Source organism: Oerskovia douganii (genome assembly GCF_015142735.1).
In the GTDB taxonomy this organism is placed as follows: domain Bacteria; phylum Actinomycetota; class Actinomycetes; order Actinomycetales; family Cellulomonadaceae; genus Oerskovia; species Oerskovia douganii.
Genome location: NZ_JACSPN010000023.1, coordinates 23,341 through 46,372 on the forward strand (window position 1 = coordinate 23,341; position 23,032 = coordinate 46,372).

Here is a 23,032-nt window from a genome sequence, read left to right on the forward strand (position 1 = left end):
CGCTCGCCCCAGGGCGGCGGAGCGCGGGGCCCTCGGTCGCACCCCGGGCACGTGATATGACGTCGATCACACGTGCTGTCAGAAACCGGACACGGTCGGACAATCGACCCGAGCTGCTCTCGGCGCGTCTTTACCTAATACGAGCGTCTCACTATGGTATGGGCGTACCAAGAGGCATCGACCAACGACGCTTTACTTGGAGGGACCGCAAGGAAGCTTCAGGGTGGCGCCGACCCCGCTCGCTGCGCGCACCCTGACCGAGAGATGGGTGTTTTCCAACGCATGCACGAAACCCGTAGCCGCAAGATCAAGGCCGGGCTCGCAGGACTGGTCGTCCTCGGGGTCGGCGTCGCCGCGACCAGCGCGCTCTGGAGCGACAACGTCTGGTTCGCGGGAGACGTGAGCACCTCGTCGTTCAACCTGCAGGGATCGGTGACCAGCGCCAGCGAGGGCTTCGAGGAAGGGAACGAGCAGGGGGTCGCACTCACGATCCCCGTCGTCGAGGACCTCGCCCCCGGTGACACCGTGACGCGCACCGTCTGGGTCAAGAACGCCGACTCGACGCACGCCGCAGACCTCGTCGACACCCCCGACGTCCAGGTCACGGGCGACGCTGCTGCCTTCCTCACCGTGACGGCCGCCTACGACACGTCGGGTGGGAAGAACCCCGACGAGCTCGCGAGCGGCGACGTCGTCCCGGTCGACGTCACGTACTCGTTCACGGACCCGGACACCAGCGCCACGGGCGCGAACGCCGCAGCCCAGGGCAAGAGCGCCAAGATCACGGTCCAGGTCACCGGCACCGAGGTGGCCTCCTGACATGACCTGGACCCCACGCACGGCACGGGCCGTCGTGGGGGTGGCGACCCTCTGCGTGCTCGGCAGCGTCGGACCCCTCGGGGCCGGCGCTGCCGCCGCAGCGGGGACGCCCACCGCGGAGCGGACCACGACGACCCGGAACCTGACCTCCCTGCCCCGGTCGTTCTCCTTCGACGGCATGTCGCCGGGCCAGACCCGGTCGACGATCGTCGACCTGTCCTCGGTCTGGGAGACGGACGGCACGGTCGTGGACGTCGCGGTGACGGCCACGGGTGAGCTGGGTACCTCGCTCGCCACCACGATCGAGGCGTGCGGCACCGCCTGGGTCGACGACGAGTGCCCGACCGGGGCCGTCGTCCTCGTCGACGGGTGGCGGACCGGGCGCTCGGGGAGCTCGCACGAGGAGCTCGTCCTGCCCGCCGGCGAGACGGCCTCGCTCCGCGTCTCCGTGACGCTCGACGAGGACGTGCGCGCCGGGGCGACCGGCAAGGTCCGCTACGACCTCTCGTTCGAGGGCGCGCGCCCCGGCGGCGAGGAGACCGGAGACGGCTCGGAGGGCGGGGCGACGGGGACCACGGGTCCCAGCGCGCCCGACGACGCCGCAGGGTCGGGCGCGTCCCCCGGGCCGGGCAGCGGCTCGCTCGCGGCGACCGGGACGGGCGTCCTGACGTTCGCCGGGCTGGCCGGCGCGCTGCTCGGGATCGGCGCGGCGCTCGTGCGCCGCAGGCGACGGGACACGGACGACGAGGGGGCGACCGCGCGCCGCTAGGCGGGAACAGCGGCAGGGCGTCCTGGGGACGCGAGTCACAGGACCAGGCACAGCACGACGCGACCCGCGCGAGCACGCAGGCAGGACGCGCGGACGACACGACGAGAGGAGAGCAGCATGACCGACCCCACGACGGTCCTTCACCACGGACCGGGACGGCTCCGCACCGCGGTCGCCGCAGCGCTGGTCCTCCTGCTCGCGGTCGCGACGACGACCCTCTGGGCGGTCGGCCGCTCGCAGCCGACCGCGGCCGCGTGGACCGACGTGGTCCAGGCCCAGGGGCAGGTCAGCATCGCCTCCGTCGCGGGTGGCACCGTGACCGACGTCGTGGCGGGCGACAGCTTCTCGTGCGCGCTCGTGGGCGGACAGGTCTGGTGCACGGGGGACAACTCGGTGGGCCAGCTCGGGACGGGGGACACCGCGTCCACCGACGTGTTCGTGGGCCCCGTGCGGGGCGAGCTCCAGGGGAAGACCGTGACCAAGGTCGACGCCGGCACCGCGCACGTGTGCGCGACCACGGACGACGCCGTGTACTGCTGGGGCCTCAACGACCGGGGGCAGCTCGGGGTCGAGGGCGTCCCGAGCTCGACGCTGCCGGTGCGCGTCCCCACGCACGGTCACGAGGCGTCGGTGACCGACCTCGAGGTGGGCGCCTCGAGCTCGTGCGTGGTGGCCGACGACAAGGCGTACTGCTGGGGCGGGACGCACACCCAGCTCGGCAGCACCGGGACACCGGTCCAGATCAACGGAGGGGCCTTGCCCGAGACCGCGACCGTGACGGACGTCGCGGTCGGGGACGACTCGGCCTGCCTCGTCGCGGACGGCGTCCCCTACTGCTGGGGGGCCAACGCGCGGGGACAGCTCGGGGACGGGACGACCAGCACGAGCCACCTCCCGGTCCAGGTCGTCACGACCGGCGTCCTCGCGGGCTTCACGAGCCACGACGTGGCGGTCGGCAACCAGTTCGCGTGCGTGGTCGCCTCGGGAGCCAACAGCGCCGAACGGACCTTCTGCTGGGGGGACAACTCGAGCAAGCAGCTCGGTCAGTCCTCGAACGGCGCCCAGGTGGACCTGTCCACGACGCCCCTGCAGGTGCGCGGCGCGCTCTCCGAGCTCCGCTCCGGGCTCGTCGCGGTCGGCGGGAAGACCGCCTGCGTGCTGGCCTACGACGGAGCCGCCTACTGCTGGGGCGACAACTCGTCGGCCCAGACCGGGGCCAACCAGGACGAGTGGACCGTCCCGGCCGTCCGCGACCGGCCGGAGAGGGTGCTGACCCGGCAGATGAGCGCGGACAGCGTCCTGCAGAGGGTCGACGTGTCCACGGACCACGGCTGCACCCTGACGACCGGGGGCAACGTCTACTGCTGGGGTGCGAACACCAAGGGCCAGCTCGGGATCCAGGGCACCGCAGGGACCGCAGGGCGCAAGGTCTTCCCCTGGCCCGTCACGCCGACCTGGTCGGCCTGGCGGTGACCGGCGTGCACCGCCGGGTCTTCCGTGGCGCCCTGGTCTTCCGGGGCGCCCTGCCCCCGGCCGCCGTCGACCCGCCCGAGGAGGTGTCGCGTGAGGCTGCTCAAGCGCATCGGTGACGTGTTCCTCACGCTCGCGGCGGTCGTCGGCGTGCTCGGCCTGGGGCTGTTCGTCGGCATCCAGACGGGCCACCTGCAGTCCCTGGTCGTCGTCTCGGGGTCGATGATCCCCACGTTCGAGGTGGGGGACGGGGTCGTCTCCCGGCGGGTCCCGGCCTCGACGCTCGAGGTCGGCGACGTCGTGAGCGTGTTCACGAGCGACGGCGTCCTCGTCACGCACCGCGTCGTCGGGATCGAGGACGGCCCGGGGGAGGCGCGCACCCTGACGCTGCGCGGGGACAACAACCCGGTCGACGACCCCGAGCCCTACGTGGTCGAGGACGCCCTGGTGCCCCTGGTCCGCGTCCCGGGCGCTCGGGACGCGATCGAGGTGCTGCGCCGTCCCGCGGTCGGGATCCCGCTCGTGGTCGCGTCGTGCGCCCTCGTGGGGTTCGCCCTCATGCCCTCCCCGGCCAGGCGCCCCGGGCAGGACGGTCCGGGGAGCGGCGTCGTGGACGACCCCGGGCCCGCGGGGCGCGGTCGGTAGACTGCCGTCCCGTGAAGATCCTCGTCATCGGTTCGGGTGCCCGCGAGCACGCCATCGTCCACTCGTTCGCGCAGGAGACCGTGGTCACGGGTGCGGAGCCGCACGAGCTGCACGCCGCGCCCGGCAACCCGGGCATCGGTGAGCTCGCGACCCTGCACGCGGTCAGCGCGGTCGACGGCGAGGCCGTCGCGGCGCTCGCGACCCGGCTGGGCGCGGACCTGGTCGTGATCGGTCCCGAGGCCCCCCTCGTCGCGGGGGTCGCGGACGCGGTCCGCGCGGCGGGCATCGACTGCTTCGGCCCCAGCGCCGAGGCCGCGGCGCTCGAGGGGTCCAAGGCGTTCGCCAAGGACGTCATGGCGGCCGCATCGGTCCCGACGGCGCTCGCGCACGTGTGCACCGACATCGACCAGGTGGCGGACGCGCTCGACGCGTTCGGCGCCCCGTACGTCGTCAAGGACGACGGGCTCGCGGCCGGCAAGGGCGTCGTCGTGACCGACGACCGCCAGGAGGCGCTCGAGCACGCGCAGGCCTGCTTCGCGACGCCGCGTCCCGGCGCGGGCGACCCGGTCGTCGTGATCGAGGAGTACCTCGACGGCCCCGAGGTCTCGCTCTTCTGCCTGTCGGACGGCACGAGCGTCGTCCCGCTGGCGCCCGCGCAGGACTTCAAGCGCGCGTTCGACGCCGACGCGGGTCCCAACACGGGCGGCATGGGCGCCTACAGCCCGCTGCCGTGGGCCCCCGACGGGCTGACCGAGGAGGTCGTGACCCGGGTCGCGCAGCCCACGATCGACGAGATGGCGCGCCGCGGCACGCCGTTCGCCGGGGTCCTGTACGTGGGCCTCGCGCTCACGAGCCGCGGCACGCGCGTCGTCGAGTTCAATGCGCGGTTCGGCGACCCGGAGACGCAGGTCGTCCTGGCCCGCCTCCGGACCCCCCTCTCCGCGGTGCTGCGGGCGGCGGCCCGGGGCGAGCTCGCGGACTTCCCGCGTCTGCGCTGGTCCGACGACGCCGCGGTCACCGTGGTCGTCGCGGCTCACGGCTACCCGTCCGCAGTCCGCAGTGGTGACCCGATCACGGGGGTCGAGGCGGCTGAGGGCGGCGAGGGCGTGCACGTCCTGCACGCGGGCACGACGCTCGACGACGAGGGCGTGCTGCGCAGCGCTGGGGGCCGGGTGCTGTCGGTCGTCGCACGCGGCGAGGACCTCGCCGAGGCGCGCCGACGGGTGTACGCGGGCGTGGACCAGGTGGTCCTGCCGGGTTCGCACCACCGCACGGACATCGCCGAGAAGGCTGCGGCCGGTCGGGCGGTGGCGCTGTGAGCGCGCAGTCCCCGGGCGGTCTCGACACGGCCCACCTGGACCTGCCGGGGTGGCGGCACGTCTACTCGGGCAAGGTCCGCGACCTGTACGAGCCGGACCTCGCGCTGCTCGGTGGTGCGCACCCGCTCGGTGACGTGGTCCTCGTGGTCGCGAGCGACCGCGTCAGCGCGTTCGACCACGTCCTGTCCCCGGGCATCCCGGACAAGGGTGTGATCCTGACGCAGCTCAGCCTGTGGTGGTTCGACAGGCTGGCCGACCTCGTCCCCCACCACGTGGTCAGCACCGAGGCCAGCGCGATGCCGGGCGACGGCCTGGTGCCCGACGTCGTCGCGGGCCGTGCCATGATCTGCCGCCGGCTCGAGATGTTCCCGGTCGAGTGCGTCGCCCGCGGGTACCTGACGGGCTCGGGACTGGTCGAGTACCGCGTCGACCGTACGGTGTGCGGCGTTCCGCTGCCCGAGGGGCTCGTCGACGGATCGCGCCTGCCCGAGGCGATCTTCACGCCCGCGACCAAGGCCGAGGTGGGCGAGCACGACGAGAACGTGTCGTTCGAGGTGGTCGCGCAGAGCATCGGGATCGAGGCGGCGACCCGGCTGCGCGACCTGACCCTCGCGGTGTACTCGCGCGCCGAGGAGATCGCGCGCGAGCGCGGCGTGATCCTCGCCGACACCAAGCTCGAGTTCGGCGTGGACCCCGTCACGGGCGCGACCGTCCTGGGCGACGAGGTGCTGACCCCCGACTCCTCGCGGTTCTGGCCCGCCGACGAGTGGCAGCCGGGGCGCGCGCAGCCCAGCTTCGACAAGCAGCACGTCCGCGACTGGCTCGCGTCCGGGGCCTCGGGCTGGGACCGCGCGTCCGACGCCCCGCCGCCCGAGCTGCCCGCCGGCGTCGTCGAGCGCACGCGCGAGCGCTACCTCGAGGCGTACGAGCGGATCACGGGCGAATCCCTGTTCTGAGGCTCGACGGACCCGCCGCGTGGCCGCGACGCTCGCGCACATAGCGGTGCCCGGTCGGGGACGTCCAGCGCACCGTGCCGTCGGGTGTGAGCTCGGGCCGCCAGCCCTGCCGCACCCGGACCACGTGATGGTGCCGGCACAGCGAGATGAGGTCCTGCGGGCCCACGTCGGCCTCCGTGGCGTGCGTGCCGGGGGCCCGGGGTGCCGACCGGACCACGCGGTCCAGGTCGCACCGGAACGCGGGCACGGCGCAGCCCGGGAACGTGCACGTGCGGTCCCGGGACAGGACGGCGGCGACCACCTGGACGACCGGCCCCGGACGGGTCTCGGACAGCGAATCGAACATGTGTTCGATCATAGGTCGAACCGCTGACACGCGACTCGGCGAACGACCTCTTGCCCTGATGGGTCGTTGCACGATATATATCGACCATGCCCACGTCGCGCGGCCTCCCCGGCGGGAAGCCCTTCCGCATGACCGAGCAGGCCTACCTGATCCTGCTGTCCCTGACCCCCGAGCCCCTGCACGGCTACGCCGTCATCCAGGCCGTCGCCGACCTGTCGGACGGTGCCACGGCCCTGGGCGCGGGCACCCTGTACGGCAACCTCGACCGCCTCGCGGGCGCTGGGCTCGTCGAACCCTCGGGAGAGGAGGTCGTCGACGGTCGCCTCCGCCGCTACTACCGGGTCACCGACGACGGCCGCCGCGCCGCCGAGCAGGAGACGGTCCGTCTCCGCGAGCTCGCCGCCCGGGCCCAGAGGGCCCTCGACGCTCGGGGGAAGCCCGCACGCCCGACGTCGGGCCGGCTCGCCGGGGGGCTGGCCTGATGCGCCGCCGCGGTCTGGCCCCCGAGGAGCGCTTCGAGCGCTCGGCCCGCTTCTGGGCGCGCGCCTACCCGCGGCGGTGGCGTGAGATCCACGGCGAGGAGCTGCTCGCGGTCCAGCGGGACGTGGCGCTCGCGGCCGCGGAGGCGACCGGCAAGCCCGCCCCGGACCGCTTGCCCCCCGAGGAGATCCGCAGCCTCCTGCGGGCGGGCTGGGGGCTGCGCCTGCGCGAGCGACCGCCGCTGTGGCGGTGGGTGCTGTACCGGTTCGGCCTGCGGCTGCCCGCCCGGTACTGGTGGTGGGTCGCGGACGACATCCGGGGAGCGTTCTACTCCGTGCGGGACGCGCTGTGGGGGATGGTGCTGATCTACGGCGGGATGACTGCTGGGCTCGCGGTCTACGCGGTGGTCGTCGGCAGGCAGGTCACAGACGTCGTGCCGCCGATCTACGCGACGTGGTTCTTCTGGGGCGTCGTCGGTGCCGTCGTGATGATGGCGGCGACCTTCCAGCGCGAGTACCGCACGCGAACGGCCTGGTATCGGCACGTCGTCTACGGCAACGTGCCCGAGCAGATGCGGTCCGTGGCCGTTGCACCCGCCCCCCGGGGAGCGGGCCCCACCTCCTGAGCCGAGCTCCGCCGTCGGGCCCGGGTGCCCGCGGTCGAGAACGGGGTTGTGGTCGTCATGGCGTGCGGAACGACCGCAACCACGTTCTCGACCACCCCCCGGGAGGGCCGCCCGACCGACGCCTGAGACGCGGCCCGGCCCCCCGTGCGACGCGGGTAAACTGGCCGCGGAATCCCCACCCACCGAGATCCGTGCGACCCGGTCGCCGCCCTCGCGGCGCGCCCCGAGCCTCGTGCGGACCTGTCCGAGCCGAGCAGGCCGGACCAACTTCCCGAGGAGCTCCCGTGGGACGCGTAGTCGTCGAGGTCATGCCCAAGCCCGAGATCCTGGACCCGCAGGGCAAGGCCGTCGTCGGGGCGCTCCCGCGCCTGGGCTTCACCCAGTTCACCGGCGTGCGCCAGGGCAAGCGGTTCGAGCTCGAGGTCGAGGGTGACGTCACCCCCGAGGTGCTCGCCGCGGCCCGCGAGGCCGGCGAGAAGGTCCTGTCGAACCCGGTCATCGAGGACGTCGTCCTCGTCGCCGAGCTGACGGCCGAGCTGGGCGGGGAGAGCGCCTGATGAGCGCCCCCGCAGCGACCGGCCTGGCCACGGCCCGGATCGGTGTCATCACGTTCCCCGGCACGCTCGACGACCGGGACGCGGCCCGTGCCGTGCGCCTGGCCGGCGGCGAGCCCGTGTCCCTGTGGCACGCGGACGCGGACCTGCACGGGGTCGACGCGGTGGTGCTCCCGGGCGGCTTCTCGTACGGCGACTACCTGCGCGCCGGGGCGATCAGCCGCTTCGCGCCCGTCATGGACTCGCTCGTCGACGCGGCCAAGGGCGGCCTGCCCGTCCTGGGCATCTGCAATGGCTTCCAGATCCTCACCGAGGCGCACCTGCTGCCCGGCTCGATGATCAAGAACGACCACCTCGCGTTCATCTGCCGCGAGCAGACCATGGTCGTGGAGAACGCGGACACCGCCTGGACGCGCGACTACACCGCGGGCCAGCGCATCACGGTGCCGCTCAAGAACCAGGACGGCCAGTTCGTCGCCGACGAGCGCACGCTCGACGAGCTCGAGGCCGAAGGCCGCGTCGTCTTCCGCTACGAGGGCTGGAACCCCAACGGGTCGCGCCGCAACATCGCGGGCATCTCGAACGCGGCGGGCAACGTCGTGGGCCTCATGCCGCACCCCGAGCACGCGGTCGAGGCCGGGTTCGGCCCCGCGAACGAGTCCGGCCCGCGCGCGGGCACGGACGGGCTGGGCTTCTTCACCTCGGTGCTGAGCACGCTCGTCCAGGCCTGAGAACTGTCGCCCCCGCGCGACGCTTCGCACTGCCCGACGGCGGCGCGCCCCGCCCGCGGGGGGCGCCGCCGTCGCGCACCGCGAGACGGACGGGGAGCAGTGCCCATGTCGCACGCACGAGGCCACGGCTAGCCTGTGCCCCGGAATGCACGAGATCGTCAAGAACAGGGGGCGTGGCATGTCAGTGTCCTTACGGGTCGACACGGTACGCATGGAGACGGCGGGTTCCAGTCTGCAGGCGGCAGCATCGCAGCTCCCGTGGACGGTGCCCGACCGTGCGGGCGGATGCGGTAGCCAGGCGGTCGAGAACGCGGTGCAGGAGTTCGCGATGCGGATGGCGCTCGAGCTCCGCGGGGCCTCCGAGGAGATCGCGGCGCTCGGGCGTCATGCCGGGGAGGCTGCCCGGGCCATCGAAGAGGCCGACCAGGAGCTTGCGCAGGCCGCCCCGTGAGCTACTACACCACTCGACGCCCCGACGTGGGGGACCTGACCGTCCTGACCAGCCTATCGGCCGGCTTCGGGGCCCATGCCGACCAGGCGAGGGCCGCGGCGGGCACGTTGACGAGCGCATCCGGCGACCTCGGTGTCGAAGCGTGGCAAGGAGTGTCCGGCGACGCCTGGCGAGCGCAGGTCCCGGTCCCCGCGACGCGGCTCGCACGGGTGCAGGCGGCCGCCGAGACGTTCTCCCGGGCCGTCGGCACCTATGTGACCGTCGTGGCATGGATCGCGAGCGACGCCGCCGTCCAGCGGACACGGCTCGACGAGGCGGAGCATGTCATCTCACGGCTCTACTGGGACTCCGAGTACACCGGCTCGGCGTTCTGCTACGACGAGGACGACCGCGCTCGTGCGCGTCAACGTGTCCGCGAGCAGGCCGAGCGGGACGTGCTCGACGCGTGGGCGGCACTGCGCACGCTCGAGGAACAGCGGGCAGCGGCCGACAGCACGTTCTGTGCTGCCCTCGCGGCCGATGCGCCCGACGGATGGTCGACGACGTACCGAGCGCTCCTGGCTGTCGGCATCGACTCGACGGCCGAGATGAGCAGCAGCGAGCTCGCGGCCGCCTTCGCCGGTCTCGCGGACCGCGTCGCGAGCGGAGACGCCTCCGAGCGCGAGCTGGAGCGGCTCCAGGCCTTCTTCGACACGTGGGGCGGGTCGAACGACGTGATGGCGCAGTACTTCCTGAAGGTCGGAGGTGAGACCACCGTCGCCATGGTCGACCGGCTCGGCGACGACGCGCTGGCGGGCCGCATCGACCCCGCGGTGGCGCTCCTGCTCGCCGCGGGCATCCGGGCCGCCCTCAGCACGGGTTCGGCGCGCTGGTCTCCCCGGACCGCGGACAGGTTCGCCGAGCAGATGCTCAGCACGGCGAGCGCGACGGGGGGAGGCGGGGTCGCCACGATCGGCTTCCTGTTCTCGAACCCGCTCCGCGCCCCCCTGGGGGAGACGCTCACGGTCGCGGTCTCGGACGCGCTCGACGACCAGGAACGCAACCCCCTCAACGCCTCGACGGGAGCCTGGTACGACACGTCCCCGAACGCCGGGGGCCGGTTCCTCGCGGGCCTCGAGAGCGGGACCAACGGCAACGAGGTCGACGACCCCGCGGGTCGAGTTCTCGCGACGCTCGGCGTGTATCCGGCCGCTGCGATCGCCTGGCTCAGCGAGGACAAGGACGACTTCGCGACCGACGGAACCCTGGGCGACGCGCGGCTGACCTACTGGTTCGGCCAGCGGGACTGGTCCGTAGGGACCAGCGGGGACGGCTTCGAAGGCGTGAACGCGCTCTGGGCCGGCCTGCAGCGATCGGAAGGAGGTCTGGTGGCCGGAGCGGCCGACGGGGCGCCGATCGACGTCGCGGTGATGCAGGACGTCGCCTCCCTCTCGACCAGGGTCTTCGAGCAGCTCAGCCGGAACGCAGCGCTGGAACCGGAGAACGTGAGCACCCACGGCGCGATGCTCCTGGCGACCGCGCTCGTGCAGCAGCTCGAACAGCTCGGGGAGTACCCGATCTCGGCACGGTCGGCGGACACCGCTGTCGTGGTGACAGGAATCCTGGGTGGCGAGCCCGTGCCGATCGTCAACGCGAAGCAGGACTGGGTCGCTGACCTCTTCGGCGTCGCGGGCTATGACCCGGCGGGCCGGAAGATCTTGGCCGATCATGTTGCCGACTACCAGCAGCACGTGACGAGCATGGCCGCCGTGCCAGGCTCGACCTTGAACGCGGAGGGCGCCATCACGAGGATGCTGGGAGCGCAGGGAGCTCTCGAGGGTGCACCTGTCGGTGCTGGTCTCGCGGTCGCGCAACGGAGCGACGCGGCGGTCAAGGCGGGAATCGATGCCGTGGGGGGCCTCGTCGGCGCTGTCTCCGTCCCGGGCGGATATCTCGGAGGATGGGCGTTCGGAGAGGGAGTGGGTGCCGTCGGTGACCTGCTCGGTACGCAATGGGCCACTGCGTACAACGACGCTCTCCAGCTCGAGTACGGCGACGAGGAGGTCCGCAGCGCGATCATGCGTGAGCGGCTCGAGACCCTGGTCGGGGACTATGCCGACCTGGGGCTGATGGAGCCCGATCCGCGCTATGTCGACGAGCAGATCATGCACTACAACAATGGCTTCGACGCCTGGGCACGTGAGGGAGAACGTCAGTGAGAATCATGGTGCGTCGGGGCTTGAGGGCGGGCTGGGGGCCAAGCGTCGTCGTGGCGGGCGCCCTGGTGCTCGCCGGGTGCTCGTCGGCGCCGGAGCCTGCGCCGTTCTCTGCCGACGTGGTGTGGCCGGACGGGGAGCCGGTGGGGGAGCTCGAGGAGTCGCCGTGGGTGCAGGCGGTGCGGGAGTACGAGCTCGTCGTGGCCGCAGGAACGAACGCCCTGGACTTCTCCTCGTCCCGTTTCGGGATCATGAAGGAGAGCGTCGCGCAGGGCTGGTACGAGGCCGCGGTGGACGGCATCGAGGACGGTGACCTAGAGCTGTGGGTGGGGCCGCGGTCGTTCGCGGTGACCTCGGTGGTGGAGACCGAGACGGGGGCCACGGTCGTGGTGTGCTTGGCGCCGCGCGAGCGGATCATGGTTGAGCCCCAGGAGACTCTGAGCACGGCGATCGAGTACTACCTCGTGGAGGTCGAAGGTCGCCGGGTCGTCGACGGGGCACGCGAGGAGCGTTTCGGTTCGTGCGACGCGACAGGCGCGGTGCAAGGGCTGTTCGTCACGCCGCCGGATCGTGAGCTGTTGACCATCGACGACCCGTCGGTCGTGGTCCCGCCCCGTCCCTGACGGTCCGTCCGTCCGCGATATCACCCGCCACCAGGCGGCGCGACCCGTTACCCTGGTCCGGTGCTCACCCTCTTGTCCGGTTCCTCCGTGTTCGGTGCTCTCGCGGTCGACTGCTTCACCTGGGTGGCCGGCGCGCTGGCCGCAGCCCCTGGCAGGCTGGGAGCCCTGGGGTCTCGCATCGAGGCCACCGTCGTGGAGTGGGGCTGGTTCGGTCCCGCGGGCGAGATGACCGAGCGCATCGCGTACACCCCGGCACGGGTCGCCCTCGCGCTCTTCCTGGTCATGTCGGTGGCCGCGGTCGCCGCGCTGGTGTCGAGCCTCGTGACCCGCAGGGCACGTGAGGACACCGAGGTCAGAGCCCCGCGACGAGGTTGACGACCGCACCGATGATCACGGTCCCGAACAGGTAGGACAGCAGCGCGTGCCACAGCGCTGTCCGACGGATGTCGCCCGACGTCACGTTGGTGTCGGAGATCGCGAAGCTCATCCCGATCGTGAACGCCACGTACAGGAAGTCGACGTAGCGGGGCGGCTCGTGCTGGTTGAAGTCGATGCCGCCATCCATGCCCGTGTAGTACTGCCGCGCGTAGGCGAGCCCGAAGAGCGTGTGGACGGCGGCCCACGAGATCGCGACGCTCCCCACGGCGAACACCGCGGTCAGCGCCTGCGCCCCCTTGTCGTCGGGCGAGGCGAGCAGCATGAGGCCCACCCCGACGAGACTCACGACCGACGCAGCCAGGATGAACAGGTGGGTCACGCGCCGCGACGGCTCCTCGCGTGTGGCGTGGCTCGCGGTCGTCTGCGCATCCATGGCGATGACGACGATCCAGGTCCAGGCGACGAACACGAGCGCCGCGATCGACCACCCGGCGAGGAACGCGAACCGCGGGTACCCCTGCGACCCGATCCAGGCACCCGCGGCCACCCCGACCGCCGCGCCGACCGCCAGCCGCACCGCAGGTCCGGCCCCGAGGCGGTCGCGGGGCACGGGGGCGCTGGGAAGGTCCGGGTGGTGGGAGGGCGTCACGCGGTCAGTCAACCACCGGGCGTGCGGCCCGGCGCGTCGGCCGCTACGCGCCCTCGGCGAGGTACCGGAGCTGCGCTCGGACGCTCTGCCGGGCCGCGGGGAGCGCGCCGGGGTCGACCTCGCCGTAGACCGCAGCGGTGACCGTGTCCACGAGAGCCTCGGTCTGGGCGGCGCCCGCTCGGCTGCCGAGCACCTCGCGCACCTGCGCGAGCCGGGTCGCCCGGTGCTCGCGGTACGCGCGCGCGACGGCTGCGAGGTCGCCCTGGTGCGGGCCGTGCGCGGGCAGGACCGTCGCCGCGCCGAGCGACTCGAGCAGGTCGAGGCTCGTGAGGTAGTCCCGCAACGAGCCGTCGGGCTCGGAGATGACCGTGGTGCCCCGGCCCAGGATCGTGTCTCCCGTGAGCACGCTGCCGTGCGGTCCGTCGTCGGGGAGGTGGAAGCTCGTCGAGTCGCTCGTGTGCCCGGGGGTCGCGAGGACCTCGATCCGCAGCCCGGCCGCGTGGATCGTCTCGCCACCGCGGAGCGGCGCGGCCTCGCGGGAGCCTGCCGGGTGGCAGTGGGCCGGGTCCGCGGCGCGGACCGGGGCGCCCGTGAGCTCGGCGAAGCGCGCCGCCCCTGCGGTGTGGTCCGCGTGGCGGTGCGTGATCAGGACGACCTCGATGCGCTGGCCGGTGGCCAGGGCCGTGAGGTGAGCGACGTCGTCGGGCCCGGGGTCGACGACCACGCGGGTGCGCGCCCCCGGCGCGGCCAGGACGTAGGACCGGGTCCCGTCGAGGGTCATGGGCCCGGGGTTGGGTGCGAGGAGCACCGAGGCCTGGCTCGTGACGCGCACGGGCGTGCCCGACGGCGCCGCGTCGGCGGGCGGTCGGGTGCGGTCGTCGCTCGGGCGCGTCACGTGGCAGGCGTCAGCCGGCGAGCTCGGCCGCGAGGAGCTGGATGGTCTGCGTGCGGCCGGGCGTCGCGTCGAGCGACTCGTCGGCCCGCGACCCCGCGACGGGCACGAGCATGACCTCGTCGACGCCGTGCCGGGCGGCGAGCTCGCGCACGCGCCGGGCTGCGGCCTGGGGCGCGTCGACGATCCAGCGGTCGAGCATCTCGTCGGCCATCTGGGACGTGAGCCCGTCGAGCGGTGTGGACGCCGCGTCCTCGACCGTCTCCTGCGCGCCGAGCGGCTTGCCCGAGCGCAGGCGGGCCATCATGCGGGCCTGCGGCAGCGCGCGGGCTCGGGCCTCGTCGACCGTCGGGGCGACCGACACGTTGACCGTCAGGAACGTCTCCGGGGTCGGGTGCTGGGCCGACGGGCGGTAGCCGTCGCGGTACAGCGCGAGGACCTCGTCGATGCCGTGGCCCGAGAAGTGGTTCGCGAACACGTACGGCAGGCCCAGCTCAGCGGCCAGGCGCGCCGAGTAGTCGCTCGACCCGAGCAGCCAGACCGTGGGGACGCTCTCAGCGGCCGGGGTCGCGTGCACGTCGTAGACCTGGCCGCTCGTCAGGCGTACCGAGGCGCCCTCGGCGCTCATGAGCGAGCGGATGTCCTGCACGTGCTGCGGGAAGCGGTCGACGTCGGACGTGGGGCCGCTGCTGCGCAGCAGGGCCGTGACGACGGGGTCGCTGCCGGGTGCCCGCCCGATCCCCAGGTCGATGCGGCCCGGCGCCATGGCCTCGAGCACCGCGAACTGCTCGGCCACGACGAGGGGGGCGTGGTTGGGGAGCATGACGCCGCCCGACCCGACGCGGATGCGCTCGGTCGCCGCTGCTGCCGCCGAGATCATGACGGGCGGTGCGGACGCGGCGACCGCGGGCATGTTGTGGTGCTCGGCGAACCAGTAGCGCGTGAAGCCGAGCCGGTCGGCGAGGCGCACGAGGTCGAGGGACGCGGCGATGGCCTGGGCGGAGGACTGTCCCGAACGGACGGGGACGAGGTCGAGGACGGAGAGGCGCGGCGAGGTAGTCATCGCCTGGTCCAACCCCGGGAAGCGGTCGGGGTATTCCTGCGCGCGACGGTCAGCGGCTCACGGCCTGTTCCACGTCCTCGATCAGGTCGAGCGGGTCCTCGAGGCCGATCGACAGGCGCACGGTCGTCTCCGCGATCCCGACGGCGGCACGACCCTCCGGCCCCAGCTTGCGGTGCGTCGTGGTCGCGGGGTGCGTGATGAGGGACTTGGCGTCGCCCAGGTTGTTGGAGATGTCCACGATCCGCAGCGCGTCGAGGAACTGGAACGTGCGCTTCTTGAGGAGCTCGGGGTCCGTGCCCGGGTCGTCGGCGCCGGGCACGTCGAGGTTGAACGTGACGACCGTCCCGCCGCCGCTCTGCTGGGCCTTGGCGAGCTCGACCTGCGGGTGCGAGGCGAGGAACGGGTAGCGCACGGCCGTGATGCCGGGCAGCTCCTCGAGCGCGGTCGCGACCTGGAGGGCCGCGGCGTTCTGGGCCTTGACGCGCACCGACAGGGTCTCGAGCCCCTTGACCAGGACCCACGCGTTGAACGCGCTGAGCGAGGGACCGGTGTTGCGGATGAACGTCTGGACCGGGCCCTTGACGTACTCCTCGGAGCCCAGGATCGCGCCGCCGAGCACGCGTCCCTGGCCGTCGATGTGCTTGGTCGCCGAGTACACGACGACGTCCGCGCCGAGCTCGAGCGGCTTCTGGAGGACGGGCGTCGCGAACACGTTGTCGAGCACGACGACCGCGCCCGCCGCGTGCGCGAGGGCGCTCACGCGGCGCACGTCGATCACGTCCTGCATGGGGTTGGACGGGGTCTCGAAGAAGACGACGTCCGCAGGGGTCGACAGCGCCTCCTCCCACTGCGACAGCACGTGGCCGTCGACGTAGTCGGTGCGCACGCCCCACTTGGCGAAGATCTCGTCGAAGATCACGAGCGAGGATCCGAACAGTGCGCGGGCCGCCACGATGCGCGACCCGGAACCGACGAGCGCCGCGAGCGAGGTGAAGACTGCGGACATGCCCGAGGCCGTGGCGTAGCAGGCCTCCGCCCCCTCGATGAGGCGCAGTCGCTCCTCGAACGTGTGCACGGTCGGGTTGCCGTAGCGCGAGTAGATGAAGCGGTCGACCTCGCCCGTGAACGCGGCCTCGGCCTCGGCCGCGCTCCCGTAGACGTAGCCCTGCGTGAGGAAGAGGGCCTCGCTCGTCTCCTCGAACTCGGAGCGGGCGTGGCCACCGCGCACCGCGAGGGTGTCGGGTCGCGCCGAGCGGGGGAGCGGACCGCGGCCCGAGCCTCCGGGGATCCCGGCGGGGATGCGCAGGACGCCGTCGCCCGTCGCGGCGCTCACGACTGCGTCCAGGGGAGACCGGCGGCACGCCAGCCGTCGGCGCCGCGGTGCCCGGCGGTGTCGAGCGCTCCCTCGAATCCCTCGAGGACGTTGTACGCGGGGCCCAGGCCTGCGGCCGTCGCGGCCTTGGCCGCGCCGATCGACCGCGCTCCGGAGCGGCACAGGAACACGACGGGTCGCTCGGGCGTCACGCCAGCCGCGCGGAGGTCTGCGACGAACGACGGGTTGGGGCGGCCCGCGACGTCGACCCACTGGGTCAGGACCGGCTCCCGGCCCGTCGAGGACTGGTCGGGGACGCCGACGAACCGCCACTCGGCGTCGGTGCGGACGTCGACGAGGACGGCGCTCGGGTCGTTCTGGAGCAGGGTCCACGCCTGCTCGGGCGTGAGGTCGCCCGCGTAGCCGTCGGCGGGCCGGGCGGGGGGGACCGGTGCAGCGGTCGCGCGGTCGGGGGAACTCATGGTGATCCTCCATCGGTCGTGGCGGTAGCACCCTCGCCCGTCACCGGGGGGTTGCTGCGGCGTCATCGTGCCAAGTCACTCAGCCGCTCTGGATGGTTGCGTCGGATCGTACGTCACCGTGACCACGGAATGGAATGGACGTCTCGCAGGGTGGGCAGGCTAGGTTGCGGTACATGTCGCACTCAGCAGGCCGCGAGGTAGAGGACTCCCGTCGAGGTAGAGGGCCAGAGGCCTCTATCTCGACGCCAGGCCTCTATCTCGCGGAGCACGAGCAGGCCTTGACCGGCGGGAACTCCACCAACGTCGTCCGGCGCGGCGACACCGTTCGCCGGACCGCCGGGCCCTGGACCCCGACCGTCCAGGCCCTGCTGGCCCACCTGCGCGCGCAGGGCGTCACCGAGGTCCCCGAGCCCCTGGGGCTCGACGAGCGCGGCCGGGAGGTGCTCTCCTTCGTGCCCGGCGAGGCCGCGCACTACCCGCTCCCCGACCGGCTCTGGGACGAGTCCTTGCTGCGCGGCGCGGGCGCGCTCCTACGGCGCGTGCACGACGCGAGCGTCGGGTTCCTCGTCGACGCAGGTGTCACCCGAACGGCCACCGCAGCCGCCAGACGCCACGCCGACGGGACCGTCGAGGCGCTCGACGGTCCCGCGGGCGACACCCGGCCCGAGTATGTCGTGCCGGTGCCCGTGCCCGATCCGGGAGGTCGCGTGTGGCAGTCCCCGGCGCACGAGCCGGTCGAGGTCGTGTGCCACAACGACGTCGCCCCGTACAACCTGGTCTTCCGCGCCGGGACCCTGGTGGGCCTCATCGACTTCGACACCGCGAGCCCCGGCCCCCGGATCCGGGACCTGGCGTACCTGGGATACCGGCTGGCGCCCTTCGTGGCGGACGCCGCGGGCGAGGACGGGAGCGGCGTCGTCGGGCGCCTGGATCCTCTTGCGCGGCTCGACGTGCTGGTCGAGGCCTACGGGCTGCCCTTCTCGCGGCGCGAGGTCCTGACCGCGATGGTCGTCCGCCTCGAGGAGATCGCGGACTTCACCGACGGCCGCGCGGAGGAGACGGGCCGGTCCGACTTCCTCGACCACGCGGCCATGTACCGCGCCGACGCGCGCCGCGTCGCGGCCCTGGCAGAGGACGCTCCGCCCGCCTGACAGGCTCCCGCTGCCCACCATCCGAGACGCCTTGCCCACCGGTTGACACGCTCCGTGGGCCTCGCCCATCCTGGACACCAGGTCATGAGTGCCAGCGCAAAACCCCGGTTTGCTGGCCGGCAACCCTCCTCCGCGGCGGGGTGCCCCGGGTGACGACCGGGCCCCTCTCTACAAGGAAGGGGGCAAGCGCGGAGGGGCCGCAGGGCGAACTCCGACGACCACCGGAGGACGTGCCATGAGCGCACACGCAGTCATCGAAGCCCCTACCTCGTGTGCCGTGCTGCCCGTCGTGGGCAGCGACACCCTGGTCCCGCTCGTCGACGGGCGCAGCGTCCCGTACGCGAACCTCGACGTCGCGGCGTCGGCCCCTGCGCTGCAGGTCGTGGCCGACCGCGTCAACGAGGTCCTGCCGCTCTACGCGAGCGTGCACCGCGGCGCGGGCTACCTGTCCCAGGTGTCGACGGCTCTCTACGAGGCCGCGCGCCAGACCATCGGTGCGTTCGTCGGCGCCCGCGAGGACGACGTCACGATCGTCACGCGCAACACCACCGACTCGCTCAACCTGCTCGCGGGCTGCGTCCCGGCGCAGGCCGACGGGACGCCCGGCCGGGTGCTCGTCCTGGACGTCGAGCACCACGCGAACCTCCTGCCCTGGCAGCGCACGGGAGGCGCCACGGTCCTGGTCGGCGGCGCGACGGTCGCCGAGACCCTGTCCGGGCTGCGCGCCGAGCTCTCGCGCTTCCCGTACGCGCTCGTCGCGATCACGGGGGCCTCGAACGTCACGGGCGAGTCGCTCCCTCTCGCCGAGGTCGTCGCCGCGGCGCACGACGCCGGGGCGCGCGTCCTGCTCGACGGTGCCCAGCTCGTCCCGCACCGCGGCGTCTCGCTCGCGGCGAGCGACGTGGACTACGTCGCGTTCTCGGGCCACAAGACCTACGCGCCGTTCGGCGCGGGCGCGCTCGTGGGGCGTCGTGACTGGCTCGACGCCGGCACGCCCTACCTCGCCGGGGGCGGCGCGGTGCGCAACGTGACGCTCGACGGCACCACGTGGCAGAGCGCCCCCGCGCGGCACGAGGCCGGGTCGCCCAACGTGATCGGCGCGGTCGCGCTCGCCTCGGCGTGCGACGCGCTCGCAGCGCTTGAGCCCGGTCTGCTGGTCGCGCACGAGACCGAGCTCCGCGCCCGCCTGGTCGAGGGGCTCGAGGAGATCGACGGCGTGCGCGTCGTCCGCGCCTGGGCCGACGCCGTGGACCCCGTGGGCGTCGTGACGTTCTCGGTCGACGGCCACGACGCGGGCCTCGTCGCGTCCTACCTGTCGGCCGAGCACGGGATCGGCGTGCGCGACGGCCGGTTCTGCGCGCACCCGCTCCTGGCCCGCCTGGGTCTCCCGGCGGGGGCCGTTCGCGCGTCGATCGGCGTGGGGACCACGGGGGAGGAGATCGAGCGTCTCCTCTCGGCGCTGCGCGCCTGGGCGAGCGAGGGGTCGAAGGCCCGGTACGAGGTCGTGGACGGCTGCTGGGTCGTGAGCGACGACCCGCGTCCGCTGCTCCAGGTCGCGGGGCTCTCCGGGCTCATCGCGACGGCTGCGGCAGGCGACATCACGGCGGCCGTGGGCTGCGGTCCCGCCCCCGCCTGACACCCCCTCTGACCTGCGGGGACGCTGCGAGCGTCGCGGTGTTCACCGGGTCGTCACCCCACCGTCCACGAAGGACCGCTCCGTGGTCTTGGCGGCGACGCCTGCGTGTGTTCTGATATGCGCTGTGCAGCACGATGTCCACCTTGAAGGCCACGGGTTCCGCCTCGAACCCCTGGCCGTCGCGCACGCCGGTGCGCTGGCCCAGATCGTCGATCCGACGATGTGGGCAGGCATGAGTACGACCCTCCCCGAGGGGGAGGTCGGGATGGTGAACTTCATCGAGGACACCCGGGCCACGCGCGCCCTGACGGCGTTCGCCGTCGTCGACGCGGGCTCGGGCGTCGTGGTGGGGAGCACCGCTTTCCGTGACCTGTCGCTCGACGACAGGCGCGTGGAGATCGGGCGGACCTTCTACGCCCGCTCCACGTGGGGGAGCCTCGTCAACCCGGTCTCGAAGTGGCTGCTGCTCCGACATGCGTTCGAGTCGTGGGACGTGCACCGCGTGGGCTTCCGGGTGGACGCGCGCAACGCTCGCTCGCTCGCCGCGATGCGTCGCCTCGGCGCGTACGAGGAGGGTGTCATGCGAGGTCACCGCACGGCGCCCGACGGCACGCGCGCCGACTCGGTGTGCTTCTCGATCCTCGCGCACGAGTGGGCGGGCGTCGAGCTCGGCCTGCTCGCGCGGATCACGAGCCCGCGCATCGTCCCGGTGCTCGGCCCGGTCGAGATGTCCGCCGCCGGCGAGCCCGTGACCACGCCGCTCCTGTCGGTCGTCCCGCCGGTCGCCGGTCACGTCGCCGACGTGCCCGGCCAGCCCGTCGGACCGGTCACGGCCCTGCCGCCCGCCGTCGCCCTCTGAACCTCCCCCGTCCACAGCGACGCCCCGGGACCCGTACGGGTCCCGGGGCGTTCTTCGTCTGGTGGGTCAGTCCTTCTTGAAGGCGTCCTTGACGTCGTCACCGGCCTGCTTGACGTTGGCCTTCGCCTGGTCGGCGTGGCCCTCGGCCTCGAGCTTCTCGTTGCCCGTGAGCTTGCCGGCGCCCTCCTTGACCTTGCCCTCGACCTCTTCGGCCGCGTGCTTGATCTTGTCTCCCAGTCCCATGGAGGTCCTCCCGTGGTGATCGTCGGATGGTGGTTGGTTCGCATCGACCGTAGGCAGGTCGGGAGAGGACTCGCATCTCGGGGGACGGGCGGTTCACAGGATCCTCACGTCCGGTCCGGCAGGATGACCGCATGGAGAACGCCACGGTCCTGGAAGGGTTCGGGCTGCGCCTCGAGCCGCTCGGCGAGCAGCACGCGCAGGCGCTGGGGGCGTTCGTCGACGACGCCCTGTGGGCGGGCATGTCCTCGCCGACGCCTCGCGGGACGCCGGCCATGTCCGTCTACGTGCGGGACGCGGTGGCGGCGCCGGGGCGCCTGGCGTGGGCCGTCGTCGGGCCGGCTGCTCCCGGCGAGGGGCCCGACGGCGCCACGTCCGTCCGCGGCAGCACCTCGCTCTACGAGTGGTCGCTCTCGCAGGGGAGGGTCGAGCTCGGCTCGACGTTCTACGACCGTCCCTGGTGGGGCGGCGTGACCAACCCGGCGTGCAAGTACCTGCTGCTGCGGCACGCGTTCGAGGTGCTCGACGTCGAGCGCGTCGCGCTGCGGGCCGACGCGCGCAACGCCCGCTCGATCGCGGCGATCCAGCGCCTCGGGGCCGTGCCCGAGGGGGTGCTGCGCAGCCACCGCGTCGCGCCCGACGGGTCGCGCGGCGACACGGCCTACTTCTCGATCCTGGCGGACGAGTGGCCGGACGTGCGGGACGCCCTGCTCGACCGGCTCGCCCGCCTGGAGGGCCTCGACCGGGTCGTCTGACGGGCTGCGAGCCACGTTGCGGGCGACCAGGCCGAGCGTCCCTGTGGCCCCGGGCCCCGATCCTCCCTAGGTTGGAAGGATGCCTCCGGGAGCCTGCGGCGGGCGCACCGACCGCTGGAGGGCTGTTGACGACCGAGGACGCACGACCGGCAGACCCCGCGGTCGACCCGGACGACAGGGCCTTCTTCGGGCACCCGCGAGGTCTGTCGACCCTGTTCGGCCTCGAGGTCTGGGAGCGGTTCTCGTTCCTCGGGATGCAGGCCATCCTCGTCCTGTTCTTCACGGCGACCGTCGCGGACAACGGGTTGGGGATGGAGGCCGGTCCTGCGGCCTCGATCGCGGCGGGCTACGGGACCATGGTCTACCTCGTCTCGGTCGGCGGCGGGTGGATCGCGGACCGGGTCCTGGGCTCGTACCGGGCCGTCCTGTGGGGCGGGATCCTCATCGCGTGCGGCCACTACACCATGGCGATCCCCGCCGAGCTCTCGACGTGGCTCGGGCTGGTGCTCATCAGCCTGGGCACGGGCCTGCTCAAGCCCAACGTGTCGACGCTCGTGGGCAAGCTCTACTCGACCACGGACGAGCGTCGGGACGCGGGGTTCGCGCTCTACTACATGGGCATCAACGTGGGTGCGTTCTTCGGGCCCCTCGTCACGGGGTGGCTCGGCGCCGACGTCGGGTGGCACTGGGGGTTCTCGGCCGCCGCGATCGGCATGACCGCGGGAGTGGTCCAGTACGTCGTGGGCCGCAGGCACGTCCCCGGGCACGGTCGCGGCCCCGAGGCGCCCCTGCCGCCTGACGTGATGCGGCGGACCCTGTGGATCCTGGGAGGGGTCGCGGCCGGGGTGGTGATCCTCGCCGTCGGGCTCGCGCTCGCGGGGCGGCTCAGCATCGCGGGCGTCGTCGACGCGCTGACCGTGGTCGCGATGGCCGCGCCGATCGTCTACTTCACCGTCATGTTCCGCAGCCCCCGCGTGACGGGCGCCGAACGCGGCCGGCTCCGCCCCTTCCTCGTGCTGTGGTTCGCGTCGGTCGCGTTCAACTTCGTGCTGTTCCAGGCGTACAGCGTCCTGATCCTGCTGGCCGACCAGCACGTCGAACGCACGATCTTCGGCTGGGAGGCGCCGGCGGCCTGGTTCAGCTCGTTCCTCGGCGGCGTCGAGGTGCTCGTCGCGCCCGTGGTCGCCGCCCTGTGGACCTGGCTCGGCCCCCGGCAGCCGCACGCGTCCAAGAAGATCGCGATCGGCGCGCTCCTCGGCGGGCTGTCCTACCTGATCCTCGTACCCGCCGTGACCGGGCAGAGCGGCGACTGGAAGATCGCCGTCTGGTGGCTCCTGGCCTCGCTCCTGCTGCTGGGCCTCGGCGACGTCCTGCTCCAGACGACGGGCCTGTCCGCGACCACCAAGCTCGCCCCCGCCGCCTTCTCGAGCCAGTCCATGGCCGTGTGGTTCCTGTCGATCGCGCTCGCGAACGGCATCCAGGCGCAGACCGTCCGGTTCTACGGCGAGATCCCCGACGGCCTCTACTTCACGCTCAACGGGGCCGTCGCGGTGCTCGTCGGGGTCGTCGTCCTGATCCTGTCGCCCTGGATGAAGCGGACTATGGCTCCTGTCCACTGACCGGCGGGCACGC

26 protein-coding genes and 2 riboswitches are annotated in these 23,032 nt (G+C 73.0%); of the genes, 19 read left to right on the plus strand and 7 right to left on the minus strand.

All coding sequences use genetic code 11. From position 1 onward, the window contains the following. Positions 1 to 282 precede the first annotated feature (282 nt). The 6 genes from H9623_RS15400 to H9623_RS15425 all read left to right on the plus strand — a co-directional run bounded on the left by H9623_RS15400 (position 283) and on the right by H9623_RS15425 (position 5,978). Positions 283 to 819: a hypothetical protein gene (locus tag H9623_RS15400; RefSeq protein WP_193720907.1), complete on the plus strand. Its 537-nt coding sequence runs from the start codon at positions 283 to 285 to the stop codon at positions 817 to 819. Between the two features lies 1 nt (position 820). Next, positions 821 to 1,588 (plus strand): LPXTG cell wall anchor domain-containing protein, encoded by a 768-nt coding sequence (locus H9623_RS15405; RefSeq protein WP_193720908.1) that lies wholly within the window; start codon positions 821 to 823, stop codon positions 1,586 to 1,588. Positions 1,589 to 1,705: 117 nt separating this feature from the next. Further along, positions 1,706 to 3,061: an RCC1 domain-containing protein gene (locus H9623_RS15410; protein ID WP_193720909.1), complete on the plus strand. Its 1,356-nt coding sequence runs from the start codon at positions 1,706 to 1,708 to the stop codon at positions 3,059 to 3,061. A 90-nt stretch (positions 3,062 to 3,151) separates the two neighbouring features. Then, a complete protein-coding gene (locus H9623_RS15415; protein WP_193720910.1) occupies positions 3,152 to 3,703 on the plus strand; it encodes a signal peptidase I in 552 nt (183 codons plus the stop codon). Between the two features lie 11 nt (positions 3,704 to 3,714). Continuing rightward, the gene (gene purD, locus H9623_RS15420) at positions 3,715 to 5,022 is read left to right on the plus strand and encodes a phosphoribosylamine--glycine ligase (RefSeq protein ID WP_193720911.1); all 1,308 of its coding nucleotides are present in this window, start codon (positions 3,715 to 3,717) and stop codon (positions 5,020 to 5,022) included. Further along, positions 5,019 to 5,978: a phosphoribosylaminoimidazolesuccinocarboxamide synthase gene (locus H9623_RS15425; protein ID WP_193720912.1), complete on the plus strand. Its 960-nt coding sequence runs from the start codon at positions 5,019 to 5,021 to the stop codon at positions 5,976 to 5,978. Before purD ends, H9623_RS15425 begins: the two co-directional genes overlap by 4 nt. Here H9623_RS15425 and H9623_RS15430 read toward each other — a convergent pair. After that, positions 5,956 to 6,324, minus strand: coding sequence for a hypothetical protein (locus H9623_RS15430; RefSeq protein ID WP_193720913.1), 369 nt, complete (start codon positions 6,322 to 6,324; stop codon positions 5,956 to 5,958). The two genes, H9623_RS15425 and H9623_RS15430, sit on opposite strands and share 23 nt — an antisense overlap. An 86-nt stretch (positions 6,325 to 6,410) precedes the next feature. On the opposite strand from H9623_RS15430, the gene H9623_RS15435 reads away from it, so the two are divergent. From H9623_RS15435 to H9623_RS15470, 8 genes are all read left to right on the plus strand, one after another. Further along, positions 6,411 to 6,806, plus strand: coding sequence for a PadR family transcriptional regulator (locus H9623_RS15435; RefSeq protein WP_227748746.1), 396 nt, complete (start codon positions 6,411 to 6,413; stop codon positions 6,804 to 6,806). Then, entirely contained in the window at positions 6,806 to 7,429 is a 624-nt protein-coding gene (locus H9623_RS15440) for a hypothetical protein (RefSeq protein WP_193720914.1), read from the plus strand. The genes H9623_RS15435 and H9623_RS15440 overlap by 1 nt, the downstream gene beginning before the upstream one ends. A gap of 284 nt (positions 7,430 to 7,713) precedes the next feature. Beyond that, positions 7,714 to 7,986, plus strand: coding sequence for a phosphoribosylformylglycinamidine synthase subunit PurS (gene purS, locus H9623_RS15445; RefSeq protein ID WP_030151045.1), 273 nt, complete (start codon positions 7,714 to 7,716; stop codon positions 7,984 to 7,986). Further along, complete coding sequence (purQ, locus tag H9623_RS15450) at positions 7,986 to 8,714, plus strand: phosphoribosylformylglycinamidine synthase subunit PurQ (protein ID WP_030151044.1); 729 nt, start codon at positions 7,986 to 7,988, stop codon at positions 8,712 to 8,714. Before purS ends, purQ begins: the two co-directional genes overlap by 1 nt. A 145-nt stretch (positions 8,715 to 8,859) precedes the next feature. After that, positions 8,860 to 9,165 carry a hypothetical protein gene (locus H9623_RS15455; protein WP_191805598.1) on the plus strand — a complete coding sequence of 102 codons (306 nt, stop codon included), beginning with the start codon at positions 8,860 to 8,862 and terminating at the stop codon, positions 9,163 to 9,165. Next, positions 9,162 to 11,363: a hypothetical protein gene (locus tag H9623_RS15460; protein WP_191805599.1), complete on the plus strand. Its 2,202-nt coding sequence runs from the start codon at positions 9,162 to 9,164 to the stop codon at positions 11,361 to 11,363. Before H9623_RS15455 ends, H9623_RS15460 begins: the two co-directional genes overlap by 4 nt. 50 nt (positions 11,364 to 11,413) lie before the next feature. Beyond that, entirely contained in the window at positions 11,414 to 11,983 is a 570-nt protein-coding gene (locus H9623_RS15465; RefSeq protein ID WP_191805600.1) for a hypothetical protein, read from the plus strand. Between the two features lie 60 nt (positions 11,984 to 12,043). Continuing rightward, complete coding sequence (locus tag H9623_RS15470; protein WP_191805601.1) at positions 12,044 to 12,358, plus strand: hypothetical protein; 315 nt, start codon at positions 12,044 to 12,046, stop codon at positions 12,356 to 12,358. On the opposite strand, the gene H9623_RS15475 is transcribed toward H9623_RS15470, so the two are convergent. The 5 genes from H9623_RS15475 to H9623_RS15495 are packed head-to-tail and all read right to left on the minus strand — an operon-like array spanning position 12,336 to position 16,759. After that, the gene (locus H9623_RS15475; protein ID WP_191805602.1) at positions 12,336 to 13,010 is read right to left on the minus strand and encodes a DUF1345 domain-containing protein; all 675 of its coding nucleotides are present in this window, start codon (positions 13,008 to 13,010) and stop codon (positions 12,336 to 12,338) included. The two genes, H9623_RS15470 and H9623_RS15475, sit on opposite strands and share 23 nt — an antisense overlap. Positions 13,011 to 13,053: 43 nt before the next feature. Continuing rightward, positions 13,054 to 13,905: an MBL fold metallo-hydrolase gene (locus tag H9623_RS15480; RefSeq protein ID WP_404821962.1), complete on the minus strand. Its 852-nt coding sequence runs from the start codon at positions 13,903 to 13,905 to the stop codon at positions 13,054 to 13,056. A gap of 10 nt (positions 13,906 to 13,915) precedes the next feature. Continuing rightward, on the minus strand, positions 13,916 to 14,965 hold the full coding sequence (locus H9623_RS15485; protein ID WP_193720915.1) for an LLM class flavin-dependent oxidoreductase: 1,050 nt from the start codon (positions 14,963 to 14,965) through the stop codon (positions 13,916 to 13,918). 49 nt (positions 14,966 to 15,014) lie between these two features. Next, positions 15,015 to 16,271 (minus strand): O-succinylhomoserine sulfhydrylase, encoded by a 1,257-nt coding sequence (locus H9623_RS15490; RefSeq protein WP_193720940.1) that lies wholly within the window; start codon positions 16,269 to 16,271, stop codon positions 15,015 to 15,017. 23 nt (positions 16,272 to 16,294) lie between these two features. Beyond that, complete coding sequence (locus tag H9623_RS15495; RefSeq protein WP_193720916.1) at positions 16,295 to 16,759, minus strand: rhodanese-like domain-containing protein; 465 nt, start codon at positions 16,757 to 16,759, stop codon at positions 16,295 to 16,297. A gap of 6 nt (positions 16,760 to 16,765) precedes the next feature. Next, a riboswitch (SAM riboswitch) is annotated at positions 16,766 to 16,858 on the minus strand. A 179-nt stretch (positions 16,859 to 17,037) separates the two neighbouring features. Here H9623_RS15495 and H9623_RS15500 point away from each other — a divergent pair. The 3 genes from H9623_RS15500 (at position 17,038) to H9623_RS15510 (ending at position 20,405) form a co-directional block, all read left to right on the plus strand. Beyond that, positions 17,038 to 17,910: a phosphotransferase enzyme family protein gene (locus H9623_RS15500; protein WP_193720917.1), complete on the plus strand. Its 873-nt coding sequence runs from the start codon at positions 17,038 to 17,040 to the stop codon at positions 17,908 to 17,910. Between the two features lie 80 nt (positions 17,911 to 17,990). Further along, a riboswitch (SAM riboswitch) is annotated at positions 17,991 to 18,105 on the plus strand. A 40-nt stretch (positions 18,106 to 18,145) separates the two neighbouring features. After that, on the plus strand, positions 18,146 to 19,546 hold the full coding sequence (locus tag H9623_RS15505; protein ID WP_193720918.1) for an aminotransferase class V-fold PLP-dependent enzyme: 1,401 nt from the start codon (positions 18,146 to 18,148) through the stop codon (positions 19,544 to 19,546). Positions 19,547 to 19,670: 124 nt separating this feature from the next. Then, positions 19,671 to 20,405 (plus strand): GNAT family N-acetyltransferase, encoded by a 735-nt coding sequence (locus H9623_RS15510; protein ID WP_193720919.1) that lies wholly within the window; start codon positions 19,671 to 19,673, stop codon positions 20,403 to 20,405. Between the two features lie 66 nt (positions 20,406 to 20,471). On the opposite strand, the gene H9623_RS15515 is transcribed toward H9623_RS15510, so the two are convergent. After that, positions 20,472 to 20,648: a CsbD family protein gene (locus H9623_RS15515; protein ID WP_191805606.1), complete on the minus strand. Its 177-nt coding sequence runs from the start codon at positions 20,646 to 20,648 to the stop codon at positions 20,472 to 20,474. Positions 20,649 to 20,779: 131 nt separating this feature from the next. On the opposite strand from H9623_RS15515, the gene H9623_RS15520 reads away from it, so the two are divergent. After that, positions 20,780 to 21,400 (plus strand): GNAT family N-acetyltransferase, encoded by a 621-nt coding sequence (locus H9623_RS15520; protein ID WP_193720920.1) that lies wholly within the window; start codon positions 20,780 to 20,782, stop codon positions 21,398 to 21,400. Positions 21,401 to 21,525: 125 nt separating this feature from the next. Next, the gene (locus tag H9623_RS15525) at positions 21,526 to 23,019 is read left to right on the plus strand and encodes a peptide MFS transporter (protein WP_193720921.1); all 1,494 of its coding nucleotides are present in this window, start codon (positions 21,526 to 21,528) and stop codon (positions 23,017 to 23,019) included. Positions 23,020 to 23,032: the final 13 nt, after the last annotated feature.